General features: G+C 56.9%; 13 protein-coding genes. 2 read left to right on the forward strand and 11 right to left on the reverse strand.

What is annotated here, in order from left to right:
- Nucleotides 1–20: 20 nt before the first annotated feature.
- The 5 genes from potG to ACJ8IJ_RS08035 form a co-directional block, all read right to left on the reverse strand.
- Entirely contained in the window at nucleotides 21–1,154 is a 1,134-nt protein-coding gene (potG, locus tag ACJ8IJ_RS08015; RefSeq protein ID WP_004938650.1) for a putrescine ABC transporter ATP-binding subunit PotG, read from the reverse strand.
- A gap of 122 nt (nucleotides 1,155–1,276) precedes the next feature.
- Nucleotides 1,277–2,386 (reverse strand): spermidine/putrescine ABC transporter substrate-binding protein PotF, encoded by a 1,110-nt coding sequence (gene potF, locus ACJ8IJ_RS08020; protein ID WP_015377292.1) that lies wholly within the window; start codon nucleotides 2,384–2,386, stop codon nucleotides 1,277–1,279.
- Between the two features lie 403 nt (nucleotides 2,387–2,789).
- The gene (locus tag ACJ8IJ_RS08025; protein ID WP_004938666.1) at nucleotides 2,790–3,269 is read right to left on the reverse strand and encodes a YbjN domain-containing protein; all 480 of its coding nucleotides are present in this window, start codon (nucleotides 3,267–3,269) and stop codon (nucleotides 2,790–2,792) included.
- A 136-nt stretch (nucleotides 3,270–3,405) separates the two neighbouring features.
- A complete protein-coding gene (gene rimK / locus ACJ8IJ_RS08030; RefSeq protein ID WP_041922205.1) occupies nucleotides 3,406–4,308 on the reverse strand; it encodes a 30S ribosomal protein S6--L-glutamate ligase in 903 nt (300 codons plus the stop codon).
- A 54-nt stretch (nucleotides 4,309–4,362) separates the two neighbouring features.
- Nucleotides 4,363–4,677 (reverse strand): YbjC family protein, encoded by a 315-nt coding sequence (locus ACJ8IJ_RS08035; RefSeq protein WP_442518517.1) that lies wholly within the window; start codon nucleotides 4,675–4,677, stop codon nucleotides 4,363–4,365.
- A gap of 230 nt (nucleotides 4,678–4,907) precedes the next feature.
- Here ACJ8IJ_RS08035 and ACJ8IJ_RS08040 point away from each other — a divergent pair, with 230 nt between their 5' ends.
- Nucleotides 4,908–5,171, forward strand: a complete 264-nt coding sequence (locus ACJ8IJ_RS08040) for a GrxA family glutaredoxin (protein WP_004938676.1) — start codon at nucleotides 4,908–4,910, stop codon at nucleotides 5,169–5,171.
- 38 nt (nucleotides 5,172–5,209) lie between these two features.
- On the opposite strand, the gene ACJ8IJ_RS08045 is transcribed toward ACJ8IJ_RS08040, so the two are convergent.
- Nucleotides 5,210–5,599 (reverse strand): inner membrane protein YbjM, encoded by a 390-nt coding sequence (locus tag ACJ8IJ_RS08045; protein ID WP_015377289.1) that lies wholly within the window; start codon nucleotides 5,597–5,599, stop codon nucleotides 5,210–5,212.
- Between the two features lie 294 nt (nucleotides 5,600–5,893).
- On the opposite strand from ACJ8IJ_RS08045, the gene ACJ8IJ_RS08050 reads away from it, so the two are divergent.
- Nucleotides 5,894–7,582, forward strand: coding sequence for an aspartate:alanine antiporter (locus ACJ8IJ_RS08050; protein ID WP_004938680.1), 1,689 nt, complete (start codon nucleotides 5,894–5,896; stop codon nucleotides 7,580–7,582).
- Between the two features lie 88 nt (nucleotides 7,583–7,670).
- On the opposite strand, the gene ACJ8IJ_RS08055 is transcribed toward ACJ8IJ_RS08050, so the two are convergent.
- From ACJ8IJ_RS08055 to ACJ8IJ_RS08075, 5 genes are all read right to left on the reverse strand, one after another.
- On the reverse strand, nucleotides 7,671–7,805 hold the full coding sequence (locus tag ACJ8IJ_RS08055) for a hypothetical protein (RefSeq protein WP_255428167.1): 135 nt from the start codon (nucleotides 7,803–7,805) through the stop codon (nucleotides 7,671–7,673).
- A 253-nt stretch (nucleotides 7,806–8,058) separates the two neighbouring features.
- A complete protein-coding gene (locus ACJ8IJ_RS08060; protein WP_131164441.1) occupies nucleotides 8,059–8,802 on the reverse strand; it encodes an ankyrin repeat domain-containing protein in 744 nt (247 codons plus the stop codon).
- Nucleotides 8,799–10,274, reverse strand: coding sequence for a hypothetical protein (locus ACJ8IJ_RS08065; protein ID WP_004938682.1), 1,476 nt, complete (start codon nucleotides 10,272–10,274; stop codon nucleotides 8,799–8,801). The genes ACJ8IJ_RS08060 and ACJ8IJ_RS08065 overlap by 4 nt, the downstream gene beginning before the upstream one ends.
- A 414-nt stretch (nucleotides 10,275–10,688) precedes the next feature.
- On the reverse strand, nucleotides 10,689–11,201 hold the full coding sequence (gene eco / locus ACJ8IJ_RS08070) for a serine protease inhibitor ecotin (protein ID WP_004938683.1): 513 nt from the start codon (nucleotides 11,199–11,201) through the stop codon (nucleotides 10,689–10,691).
- Between the two features lie 141 nt (nucleotides 11,202–11,342).
- On the reverse strand, nucleotides 11,343–12,188 hold the full coding sequence (locus ACJ8IJ_RS08075) for a 5'-methylthioadenosine/S-adenosylhomocysteine nucleosidase (RefSeq protein WP_004938686.1): 846 nt from the start codon (nucleotides 12,186–12,188) through the stop codon (nucleotides 11,343–11,345).
- Nucleotides 12,189–12,219 lie beyond the last annotated feature (31 nt).

The following is a 12,219-nucleotide window of genomic DNA, read 5'->3' on the forward strand; positions in this document are numbered from 1 at the left end:
GTTACTCCTCACCGGCTCTACTACACCGTCAACACGACGCAGCTGTCGGTTTCCCAACACAGACGCACTTCATCGCCCCAGGTGGGCATCCCCTTGCGGAAACGATGGCCGTTTTGCAGCTGGGCGCTGATAATCTGCCCGCTGTGCAGCTTCACGTGGTAGATAGACAGATCGCCCAGGTAGGAAATGTGCGCCACTTCCCCCACCGCGAAGTTGCAGCCGTCTTCCGGCACTTGTTCGCACAGCAGGATCTTTTCCGGCCTCAGCGCCACCTGGATCGGCACACCGTCCACCACCGAGGCATCCGGATCCACCTTGATCGCATGACGCAGCCCAGGGCTTTGCAGGATCAGCGCATCGTCGTGGCGCTCTTGCAGCACGCAGTCGAAGACGTTGACCGAACCGATAAACTCGGCGCTGAAGCGGCTATTCGGATGCTCGTAGATCTCTTCCGGCTCGCCGATCTGCACGAACTTGCCGCGGTTCATGATGGCGATGCGCCCCGCCATGGTCATCGCTTCTTCCTGATCGTGCGTCACCATCACGCAGGTCACGCCGACGCGCTCGAGAATGTCGGTCACTTCCAGCTGCATGCGATCGCGCAGCTTCTTGTCCAGCGCGCCCATCGGTTCATCCAGCAGCAGCAACTTCGGCCGCTTGGCCAGGCTGCGTGCCAATGCCACCCGCTGCCGCTGGCCGCCGGAAAGCTGGTGCGGTTTGCGTTTGGCGTACTCCTGCATGTGCACCAGCGCCAGCATTTCGGCCACCCGCTCGGCGATCTCCGCCCGCGGCATTTTGTCCTGCTTCAGGCCAAACGCGATGTTCTGCTCCACGGTCATGTGCGGAAACAGCGCGTACGACTGAAACATCATATTGATCGGCCGCTGGTACGGCGGCACATGCGACATATCCTGCCCGTCGAGCACGATCTGCCCTTCCGTCGGCTGTTCAAAGCCGGCCAGCATGCGCAGCAAGGTGGACTTGCCGCAGCCGGACGGGCCAAGCAGCGCAAAGATCTCGCCCTTGTAGATGGTGAGGCTGACGTCTTCGACCGCATTCTGCCCGTCGAAGGTTTTGGTGAGGTTACGGATTTCCAGCAGAGGGGTGAAGACCTTCTGCGACTTGGCTTGAGGACGAGGGATGGCGTCGTTCAATCGGGGTGCTCTCCGGCGTAAAGCGGCACAAAACCACGGCGAGCGCCGTGGCCCAAAACGGCAATGCAGGCGGGGAGCGCCCGCCTGCCGGTTTACCGACGATGGGGGGATCCCCCCCATCATCACTTCCCGCTTTTAACTTTAGTCCATGCGCGGGTAATGACACGGTCCAGCTTCGGCGACTGCACGTTGAGCGTGAACAGCTTGGCGCGCAGATCGGCCGGCGGATAGACGTTCGGGTTCTCGCGCACTTCGGCGTTCACCAGCGGCGTGGAGTCTTTCACCGCATTGGCGTAATAGACATAGTTGCTGATGCCCGCCATCACGTCAGGTTTCATCAGGAAGTTCAGGAACTGGTACGCGGCGTCTTTGTTCTTGGCGTCCGCCGGCATGGCGAACATGTCAAAGTAGGTCAGCGCTCCCTCTTTCGGGATCGCGTAGGCCACGTTCACGCCGTTCTTCGCCTCTTTGGCGCGGTTGGCCGCCTGCATCACGTCGCCGGACCAGCCGATCGCCACGCAGATATCACCGTTAGCCAGATCGTTGATGTACTGAGAAGAGTGGAAGTAACGAATGTTCGGCCGCAGTTTCAGCAGCAGATCGTTGGCCGCGCCGGTGTAGTCCGCCGCATTGGTGCTGTTGGGATCCTTGCCCAGGTAGTGCAGCACGGTGGCGTAAACCTCGCTCGGCGCATCGAGGAAGGAGACGCCGCAGCTTTTCAGCTTCTCGAGGTTTTCCGGCTTGAGGATCAGATCCCAACTGTCGACAGGCGCGTCTTTGCCCAATGCCGCCTTCACCTTGTCGACGTTATAGCCGATGCCGGTGGTCACCATCAGGTATGGGATGCCGTATTTGTTGTCTTTGTCGTTGTGTGCAACCAGCTTCAGCATCTCGGGATCGAGATTCTTGTAGTTGGGCATTTTGCTCTTGTCGAGCGGTTCGAAGATGCCGGCCTGCGACTGGCGTTCGAGGAAGTTGGATGAAGGAACCACCAGATCATAACCGGTGCTGCCCGCCATCAGTTTGCCTTCCAACACTTCGTTGGAGTCAAAGACGTCGTACACCACTTTGATGCCGGTTTCTTTCTGGAAATTAGCCAAAGTGTCCGGCGCGATATAATCGGACCAGTTATACACGTGCAGCGTTTTCTCTTCGGCTGACGCATTGACGGACGCGGCCATCAACAGGCCGGCAACCACACCCGATAACCACTTTTTACGTTGGGTGACCATCCGTAACTTCCTCCAAAACAGGGTGAATCATAGAATTGAACTTGTATCTGCAGCGATACAAAACCTTTCCTGATTGAGCGCAATCGTTGCAACCGCGAACTGAATGGCTATGCATATGATTGCATGCGCCTTTTTCACTGCCCTGCTCGCGTGGTCACAAGGGAAATCGCAAGCCCTTTGCAGAATCAGCAGCATAGCCGCTGCCATCGCAACCCGCCAGCCCCCAGGGTAAAAAACGCCATTTATCGATTTTTTATGCAGTTTTCTCTATGTGATACGCCATTAACGGCACAAAAGGCGATAAAGATCGGGCGGCAAAGGCCAAAGTGCAGAATATTTTATTGTGGAGGGGAGTCACGGCAGCATGCCGCCGAGCGACGGCATGCATAAGGTATGGCGAGGATCAGTGCAGCATCGGCTGACGCACGGCGCCAGCGGGGATCTCTTCTTCGTCCCCCATAAACAGCAGATCGTTCGCCCGCGCCTCGAGGATCACCATCGAGACCTGCTCTTCACCCTGCTGCATGAAGTGGGTGAACTGCTCGTAGGTGATGCCGACCGCCACGCTCAGCGACTGGCAGACGATCAGCTTCGGCAGGTTGTCGTCCTGAATGTCGACAAACGCCTTGATGGTCAGCGAGCTGGCGTTGATCTGGCTCAGGTCAGCCACCAGCGGTATCAGCGCGGTCGGTTTCACCTCGGCCAGCGCGGAGAACAGAATGACGTTGTCCACCAGATCTATCTTGGCGTCGAACACGCCGTCGAAGTTCTGCATGTGCGGCAGGTGCAGTGCCTGGCAGGAATCGCACTCAAAGAAAGAAATGCCCGACTGATCCAGCCAGCGCCGCAACAGCGCCAAATCGGGGACAATGAGTGAATCCATAATAACCAGCCTCACAATATTCAATACGCGAAAAGGCGCATAGCTTACGGAATATTCACCCGATACGCCACGATCAATGCGGCTTAATTCACTAATTCAGATATTGCACGGCGGGAAAGGCGCACCGCCCGCCCCGTCAACCGCCGGATTTCAGGCGGAAGCCAGGCCGGCCGCGCTGCTCAATGTATTCGATCATCATGCCGGCGATGTCCAGCCCGGTGGTGGTTTCCACCCCTTCCAGCCCCGGCGACGCGTTGACCTCCATCACCAGCGGGCCGCGCTGGGCGCGCAGGATATCCACCCCGGCGACGTCCAGCCCCAGCGTGCTCGCCGCTTTCACCGCGATCGCCCGCTCCCTGGCGGTGATGGTCACCTTGCGGGCGGTGCCGCCGCGGTGCAGGTTGGAGCGAAACTCGCCGGGCTTGGCCTGCCGTTCGATGGCGGCCACCACCCGGCCACCCACCACCAGACAGCGCACGTCACACCCCTGCGCCTCGCGCACGTACTCCTGCACCAGGATGTGGGCATTCAGCCCGCGAAAGGCGTCGATCACGCTTTCCGCCGCCTGACGGGTTTCCGCCAGCACCACGCCGATGCCCTGCGTGCCTTCCACCAGTTTGACCACCAGCGGCGCGCCGCCGACCAGCTCGATCAGATCGCCAGTGTCGTCCGGCGAATGGGCAAAACCGGTGATCGGCAGATCGATGCCCTGCCGCGCCAGCAGCTGCAGCGAACGCAGCTTGTCGCGGGCGCGGGTAATGGCCACGGATTCGTTTAGCGGGTAGCTGCCGAGCAGCTCGAACTGGCGCAGCACCGCCGTGCCGTAAAAGGTAATGGCAGAGCCGATGCGCGGGATCACCGCATCGTAACGTTCCAGCTGACGGCCGCGATAGTGAATGGTCGGCGCCGCCGGATTGATGTTCATATAGCAGGAGAGCGGATCGATGATATCGATACTGTGCCCGCGATCTTCCGCCGCTTCACGCAGCCGCTTACATGAATAGAGCGATCCGTCGCGAGAAAGAATGGCAATTTTCACTCGTCACCCCAAAAGCCAACGCCTGCCCGGCAGGCGGGTTAGCGGCCGCGGCGCTCAGGCGCGCGGATCGCGATCCTGATGATTTTTCGATGCGTCCGTATCTTGCGGCTTGCGGCGATCGTTTTCCGGCGGCAGGCCGCCGCGCATCAGCGGCCCGAACCCCTGCACCACGCGCCATACCAGAAACGCCGCCGCCGGCACCATCAGCGCCACGCCGAGGAAAATCATGCCGACCGCCGCCTGTTGCGACGCCAGCCAGCCCGGCAGTTGCAGGTGCCCGTGAATGCTGAGGTAGGCCAATACCAGCATCACGATGCCCAGCCCTTCCAACACCAGCACCGGGCGCGGTAAGTCACCGAATGAACGCATATTTTTCCTCTCCAGAAGGTCTGCCCCCAGTGTAGTGAATTCCCGTCGACGGCGACAGCCCCAGCAGACTAATTGGTTACATGAATCAGATTAACAGGTAATTCCTGCTTTTTTTTCACCGCCTCAACGGGCATAGTAGGCGCCATCTGACGCAGGTAATGACTTTTTCGGTGACGGGATGTCGTTGCAATCGCGAATAATTTATCGAAAATCCAATTAAGGAGCGTTGCATGTTTGCAGTAATCTTCGGGCGTCCTGGCTGTCCTTATTGTGTCCGCGCTAAAGAACTGGCGGAAAAACTGACTGAAGAACGCGACGATTTCAACTTCCGTTACGTTGACATCCACGCGGAAGGCATCACCAAGGCCGATCTGGAAAAAACCGTCGGCAAACCGGTTGAAACCGTGCCGCAGATCTTCCTGGATGAGAAGCACATCGGTGGCTGCACCGATTTCGAAGCTTACGCCAAAGAACACCTGAACCTGTTCCAGTAAGTTTTTGAACGACAAAAAGGCGCTTAATGCGCCTTTTTTTATTGCCGCTGCCGCCGATGCAGCTGCTGGAGCGTGTGCAACAAACCGAGGGCGAACAGCATCAGCATCGCGCCGAACACGCACCAGAACACCGCGCTGGTGGCGTAAGCCAGTTCCTGCCAAAACGACGAGGACGGCGTCAGCCAGAAGTGGCGGATCAGCAGGCACAGCGGCAATGCATACAGCGCGCCAAGCAACGGGCAAAGCAGCCGCTTGCGGCTCGACAAATAGCTGGCGATCGCGCCGGGGATCACAAACAGCAGCAGGCCGGTTTCACCGTGGTGCTCATGATCCGTGCTGCCGAACAGGCCGGTTTGCTGGCCGAGAAACACCAGGCTGAACAACAGAAAACAGCTGAGAATGCCCAGCCAATATCTATAACTCGTCATGCAAATTCTCCCCCGCCCAATTACCGCATCAATAGAAATCGGCCCGGTCACCCGTGCGGTGACGCTGAACCGAATTTTTTCCTTGGTCAAAAGAGAGTTAAATGCGCACGGCGGCGCAGGAAATCAGCTTTCTGTGCTGGCTGTCATCGGTCATAGCGTCTAGAATGAACGCCGCCGAACGATGGTTCGCTTCGCCTTACGCTGGTGGTGATTTATGATGTCGTTTTAAGGCTGAATTTATCTCTTATAGTTATCTATATCAAGCACTTACTGGTAAACAATAAGTTATCCTCCGTGAACATAAACGTCGCTAGTTTGTTAAACGGTAACTACATTCTGTTACTGTTCGTGGTACTCGCACTGGGGCTGTGCCTCGGTAAACTCCGTCTGGGCTCCGTCCAACTCGGTAATTCCATTGGCGTTTTGGTGGTTTCTCTGCTGCTCGGCCAGCAACACTTCGCCATTAACACCGAGGCGCTGAATCTCGGCTTCATGCTGTTTATTTTCTGCGTCGGGGTGGAAGCCGGGCCTAACTTTTTCTCGATTTTCTTCCGCGACGGCAAGAATTACCTGATGCTGGCGCTGGTGATGGTCGGTTCGGCCATGGTGATCGCCATCGGCCTCGGCAAGCTGTTCCATTGGGACATCGGCCTGACCGCCGGCATGCTGGCCGGTTCGATGACCTCGACGCCGGTGCTGGTTGGGGCCGGCGATACGCTGCGCAACACCATCGTCAACGGCCCGGCTCTGCTGGCGGCGCAGGATCATCTGAGCCTCGGCTATGCCCTCACCTACCTGATCGGTCTGGTCAGCCTGATTTTTGGCGCGCGCTACCTGCCAAAACTGCAGCACCAGGATCTGTCCACCTCCGCCCAGCAGATCGCTCGCGAACGCGGCCTGGACACCGACAGCCAGCGCAAGGTCTACCTGCCGGTGATCCGCGCCTACCGCGTCGGCCCCGAGCTGGTGGCCTGGGCCGACGGCAAGAACCTGCGCGAACTGGGCATCTACCGCCAGACCGGCTGCTACATTGAACGCATCCGCCGCAACGGCATTCTGGCCAACCCGGACGGTGACGCGGTGCTGCAGGTGGGCGACGAGATCTCGCTGGTCGGTTATCCGGACGCCCACGCGCGGCTGGATCCGAGCTTCCGCAACGGTAAGGAAGTGTTCGACCGCGATCTGCTCGACATGCGCATCGTGACCGAAGAGATCGTAGTGAAGAACAGCAACGCGGTGAACAAACGCCTGAGCCAGCTGAAGCTGACCGACCACGGTTGCTTCCTCAACCGCGTGATCCGCAGCCAGATCGAAATGCCGATCGACGACAGCATCGTGCTCAACAAGGGCGACGTGCTGCAGGTGAGCGGCGACGCGCGCCGGGTGAAGAGCGTGGCGGAGAAGATTGGCTTTATCTCGATCCACAGCCAGGTGACCGATCTGCTGGCGTTCTGCGCCTTCTTCATCATCGGCCTGCTGATCGGCCAGATCACCATTCAGTTCAGCAACTTCTCGTTCGGCATCGGTAACGCCGCCGGCCTGCTGATGTCCGGCATCATGCTCGGCTTCCTGCGCGCCAACCACCCGACCTTCGGCTACATTCCGCAGGGCGCGCTGAACATGGTGAAAGAGTTCGGCCTGATGGTGTTTATGGCGGGCGTGGGTCTGAGCGCCGGCGCCGGCATCGGCCACAGCCTGGGCGCGGTCGGCGGCCAGATGCTGATCGCCGGGCTGATCGTCAGCCTGGTGCCGGTGATTATCTGCTTCCTGTTCGGCGCCTACGTGCTGCGCATGAACCGCGCCTTGCTGTTCGGCGCCATCATGGGCGCCCGCACCTGCGCGCCGGCGATGGAAATTATCAGCGATACCGCGCGCAGCAACATCCCGGCGTTGGGCTACGCCGGCACCTACGCCATCGCTAACGTGCTGTTAACGCTGGCGGGTTCGCTCATCGTAGTGCTATGGCCGGGCATACTCGGCTGATCGATTAGCGGGAGAGATGGATCGGCGATAAAAATATTTTGATTTTTTTGTCGCCGGCCAGAACTTTCGTTGGGGGCCGCAGTCTGAATTAGTGCCACTGCTTTTCTTTGATGTCCCCATTTTGTGGAGCCCGATAATCCCGCCTTTTAGGTTCAAGATTATCGGGTTTTTTGTTGCCTGAAACAGCCCACATACCTGCTGTCGCTGCCTCGTCGTCAGGCATAAAGCATCCCGCCTCTGGGTGTCGCTTACGCCAGCATCCCCATCAATGTGCAGGTTTCAACATAGAAACGCTGCTTGTGGGTTCGCCACTGTTCAAAGAGATGGCGTCACAAACGACACTTAACAACAGCTCTCTCGTCGCTGTCGGCTGGGTGCTCTTTGGTGGATCATCCCATCATCTTCCTGTATGCCATCACGTCATGTTACTGCACCGGGAGAAGACCAGCATTGTCCCCCATGAGAGCCGAGGCGAACTAATTCACCTGTTTTATTTTTTCTTTAATTTTAATTAGCTTTTTTATATACGCATTGCTCTTATCCCCTTTATCTATCTCCGCAGAAATCAGAGAAAGGAAGCTGTCATTAAAATCATCTTTGGCTAATGGGTTAGCTCCATGAGCCAAAAGAACCTCAATGTGTTCTGGGCAACTATTATACAACGCATTAATTAATGGCGTTCTGTTCATAGCACCTTTGATATTAACATCAACTTTGTAATCTATTAGAGTACTCAGCGTCTCTGTATTAACCGCTTGAAAGCTCTTGAAAATTATTGGTTGATTGTTTATTTCATCCCTTGCATTAGGCGATAGTCCGCCTTCAAGCATAGCCTGTATCCAGACGCCTTTATCCGCTTTCATAACATATTCAGCCGGGCTACTTCGCCCTTCCGGTCTTGGCTGCAGTGGATCTGCCCCCGCCTTGACCAAATCCGTAATGATCTTGAGCCGCTCTGGCGTACTCTTGTCAAAGATGGCGTTATTGATCGCCCAGAATAGCAACGTCATATCCGCCTTAGCCGGCCGATTTAACGTTTCTTTGCTTACCGTCGGTAAAACCTTATCCAGCTTTTGCCTGTCACCCTCGTAGATGATGTTGGCGATGTCCAGCTGCGTCCCTTCAAAATAATCCTGTGGTTGTAAATCCATACCTTGTTTGCACCCCTGCATGATGAGCGTAGACACTACCATCGTGATAATGAGTATGATTTTTTTCATATTCTTCCCTTGATTGTGGCAATGTCATCGTCTTTTTCATTTTCAATGCATTGTATCGCCTGGTCTATACCGTGCTTATCCAGCAGTGAACCTGTTCCACCAGGAAGCGTGTGTTTTACTCCCACGGCGTCAGGCGCCAACATGGACAGCCGTTCTTTCGCCATCACCGCAGGCGGATAAAACTTGAGGTCTTTGGCATCCTCCCACAAATCAACCTCCTGCAACTTGGTCAACAGTTCCCCTTTTACGCGATACGCCTGAATATTATCGGTACTGCCTATAATCGAACCGCCGTATTTTTTTACGGTTCCCGCATTCAGGCCTGCAGCATTAAACGTCCAAGCCGGTTTGCCACTGGCCATGGAGGCCGCAGACGCCATGCCACCGCCCAGCGAATGGCCAGATATCCCAGCACCACCTTTAATTGCTTTACCTATATTGACAGCTTTCTTGTAATATTCGGAGTTAAACCCCAACCCTTGAGCGCCATTATTTGACCAGTCACTCAGGTTTTTAATCCCTGACAAATCGCCGTTCAATAACGCTTTCTGGGCAGCCTTGCTTATCCCCTCCGGAAACTCGGGCGCACGCGATCCGCGGAACACTACCGTCGGATTCATCGCTTTACCAAAGACCCTCTCATCTGGCTGATAAACCCGAGCCAGAAAGCCCGGTGTATCCTCATCGTCATAGAGCATATCTTTGCTTAAACCGAGTTTACCCAGCGCCCCATCATTGTTACTGATATCCTTCCAGCCTTCAGGGATATCGATCGTGTCCTTGAGCGGGTTAGTGGTCTTGTAAACATTCTCAGCCAGCTTTGCCTTTTCGACCGCAACGTTGTTCTCTGCCAGGCGCTGCGCCGCCATGCGCGCATCCGGATAAATGCTGCGGTTGCCTCGCCCTATCAGATACTGGCGTTCTTGCCAGCGTTCTGCCTTGGTCATCGGACGGATAGCCTGCACCGTGGCGGCAACGGTTGCCACTGCGGTCGCGATGGCTTGTTGCAGAGGGGGATTGCGGGTCGTATTCTGCCTCGCCGGCAGTACCGTCGGTTTTGCCCGGTGGCCATAGCGGCTGACCATTTCTTCATAGCGGGCTATCACGCGCCCGGTAGGATAAAAGGCGGGAAGAGAGCTGCCTGGATAGCGCTGTAACCGGCCTTCCGCATCGACGTAAAAGGCATATTTCGTCGGCGTCCAAGCGCCCATTCCCTCATCAATCGCCAGCAAGCCGCCCCGGTTGATATCATCGAGAACGCTGCGCTTCACCGCCGCATCCTCACGATAACCGGTGACGCCAATACCGGATTGAGTATTGCGGGTAATCGGATACCGGCTGCTTATCGATATGCCGGCCGCGCCGCCGAACAGATAATGCCGTTCCAGCTCATGCCGCGCTGCTGTCGGGTTGAGTATCCGGCAAAAGCTTTCCGGCGCCGTGTGTTCAGAGGAGAAATGAATCAGTTTCATACGGTGCCTGCCCACTCGCAGGGTTCCGTAGCCGGCACCGGCGCCCCCTCATTGCGCAACTCGGCAGGTGTGCAGTTGTTACGGTGCTCGTCGAGCGTTAGCGAACGATAACGCATTGGATATCCTTATCTTCTGTGTCACTCCTGAATAGGGTATGGGCAAAATTATCACAATTCAGTAAAGATTTCTTTGCTCTATTTCTATACGCACGCATCCTCTCCCATCCGTGCAGCGGCGTGCTTCCAGCGCCCTTGTGAAGAGGTATTCACTTGCGTATTTCGTTGTCAGGTCGCGGCTAAAAGCCACGTCCGAAAGCAATCAGTCGAGTGTCAACGATGCGGGAATGATAAGGAGACAGGAAGGAGAAAGACTCCGCCAACCGGGGATGGTTAGCGGAGCGGCGTCAGGCGGCGGTTATTTCTGCTCAGCCTGGCTTACGGTATCTTCCGCTTTCCAGATACGGTATTTCACTTCCGCGTCTTTCGGCGCATACACCACGATCGGCAGGCGGCTGTTGTAACGCTGCATCGCGGCGTCGCCCAGGTTGGCGGCGATGAATTTCTTGGTCTTGGTGTTATCCGGGCAGGCCATCATGGTCGAGGCCGGTTCAGACAACTTCTCCAGCACCAGGTAGTCGTAGCCCCAGCCGGACAACGTTTTGGTCTCCAGGGTGCCGCCAATCATATGGCGGTTGCAGTCCACTTCCAGCGTCTTGCCGATCAGCAGCTCTACCTTATAGTTCTCTTCGTGCTCTTGCTTCGGCAGGTAGATCACCTGGCGGTTCATGCCCTTCTCGGCTTTCGGGTAAGGCGCGACCTTTTCCAGCGGCTGTTTGCTGATATCCGCGTCATCGCCAGAGGTAGCCGCCATGGCGCTGGCGGAAACGGCCATCAGCAGGCCGGAAAATACAACGGATGCCTTGTTCATGTTTATCCCTACACTTTTTGTTAAATAATCCGCCTATAAACTAATACACTACCGCCAAGCTCGCCACAGGTTTAATCTTCTTTACAATAGGCGATAAATAGTGACAATCGCCTGGTATCGTCGATTATCTGGAGCAATGGCTCAGTGTGTCTTCAGTTGGGCGATATAGGCCTTCACCACCTGATAGACGTAATCCTGGCACGCCAGCCCGGTTTGCGGATCGTATTTGCCCTGATTGGTGATGTTGTTGGACAACACGCGAATGCCGACGAACGGCACCTTGAACTCGGCGGCAATCTGCGCAGCGGAGGCGGTCTCCATCTCTTCGACCGACGTCCGGTAGCTGTCGTGGAAATAGCGAATGCGATCCAGCTCGCTGTTCCACACGTCGGCCGAACCGATCACCCCCTCCACTACTTTGCCCTGTCGGTAATCGCTCTTAACGCTTTGCGCAATCGCCAGCAGTTTGGGGTCGGCGGGAAACTGACGCAGGCTGTGCGCCTTTTGGTCCTCACCGGCGCTGCCCTTGGAAGCCAACAGATCCATCGGCTGCCACTGCCGCGAGTCGCTGCCTTCCCCCAACGCCTTGACCGGCGTTTTGAACGCCCCAAGATTGACCGAATATTTGCCCAGCACGATGTCATACACCTTAAGGGCCGGATCGTGACCGCCGGCAGTGCCCTGGTTGATGATCGCCACCGGATGGAACTGCGTGGCGGCGATCGCCGTGGCCGCCGCCGCATTGGACATGCCCTTCAGAGTCTCCGACACCACCACCGGGTAGCCGTCTACGGTGCCGTGCCAAAAGCGCCAGCCGCCGATCTGCTCCTCACGCGGGTTCTCCAGCCGCTGGGCGAAACGTTCCGCTTCCACCGGCATTGCGCCCTGCACCACGATCGGCCCAGTGGCCGCAGGTTGGCCAAAGCTCAGCGGAGAAAAGACCGCACCGGCGGCCGCCAACAGTAAGACACGCGCTTTATTCTTCATCACCACACTCTCATTCCGAAAAAAAGCAAAC

The sequence above is a fragment of the Serratia sp. CY40230 genome (assembly GCF_052168835.1).
Classification (GTDB): Bacteria; Pseudomonadota; Gammaproteobacteria; order Enterobacterales; family Enterobacteriaceae; genus Serratia; species Serratia nematodiphila.

Coding starts and splice junctions, on each gene's coding strand:
- potF (WP_015377292.1), bottom strand. CDS start 2,386: ATGGTCACCCAACGTAAAAAGTGGTTATCGGGTGTGGTTGCCGGCCTG.
- ACJ8IJ_RS08025 (WP_004938666.1), bottom strand. CDS start 3,269: ATGGATTCACTCATTGTCCCCGATTTGGCGCTGTTGCGGCGCTGGCTG.
- ACJ8IJ_RS08035 (WP_442518517.1), bottom strand. CDS start 4,677: ATGCGTTCATTCGGTGACTTACCGCGCCCGGTGCTGGTGTTGGAAGGG.
- ACJ8IJ_RS08040 (WP_004938676.1), top strand. CDS start 4,908: ATGTTTGCAGTAATCTTCGGGCGTCCTGGCTGTCCTTATTGTGTCCGC.
- ACJ8IJ_RS08045 (WP_015377289.1), bottom strand. CDS start 5,599: ATGACGAGTTATAGATATTGGCTGGGCATTCTCAGCTGTTTTCTGTTG.
- ACJ8IJ_RS08055 (WP_255428167.1), bottom strand. CDS start 7,805: ATGCCTGACGACGAGGCAGCGACAGCAGGTATGTGGGCTGTTTCAGGC.
- ACJ8IJ_RS08060 (WP_131164441.1), bottom strand. CDS start 8,802: ATGAAAAAAATCATACTCATTATCACGATGGTAGTGTCTACGCTCATC.
- ACJ8IJ_RS08065 (WP_004938682.1), bottom strand. CDS start 10,274: ATGAAACTGATTCATTTCTCCTCTGAACACACGGCGCCGGAAAGCTTT.
- eco (WP_004938683.1), bottom strand. CDS start 11,201: ATGAACAAGGCATCCGTTGTATTTTCCGGCCTGCTGATGGCCGTTTCC.
- ACJ8IJ_RS08075 (WP_004938686.1), bottom strand. CDS start 12,188: ATGAAGAATAAAGCGCGTGTCTTACTGTTGGCGGCCGCCGGTGCGGTC.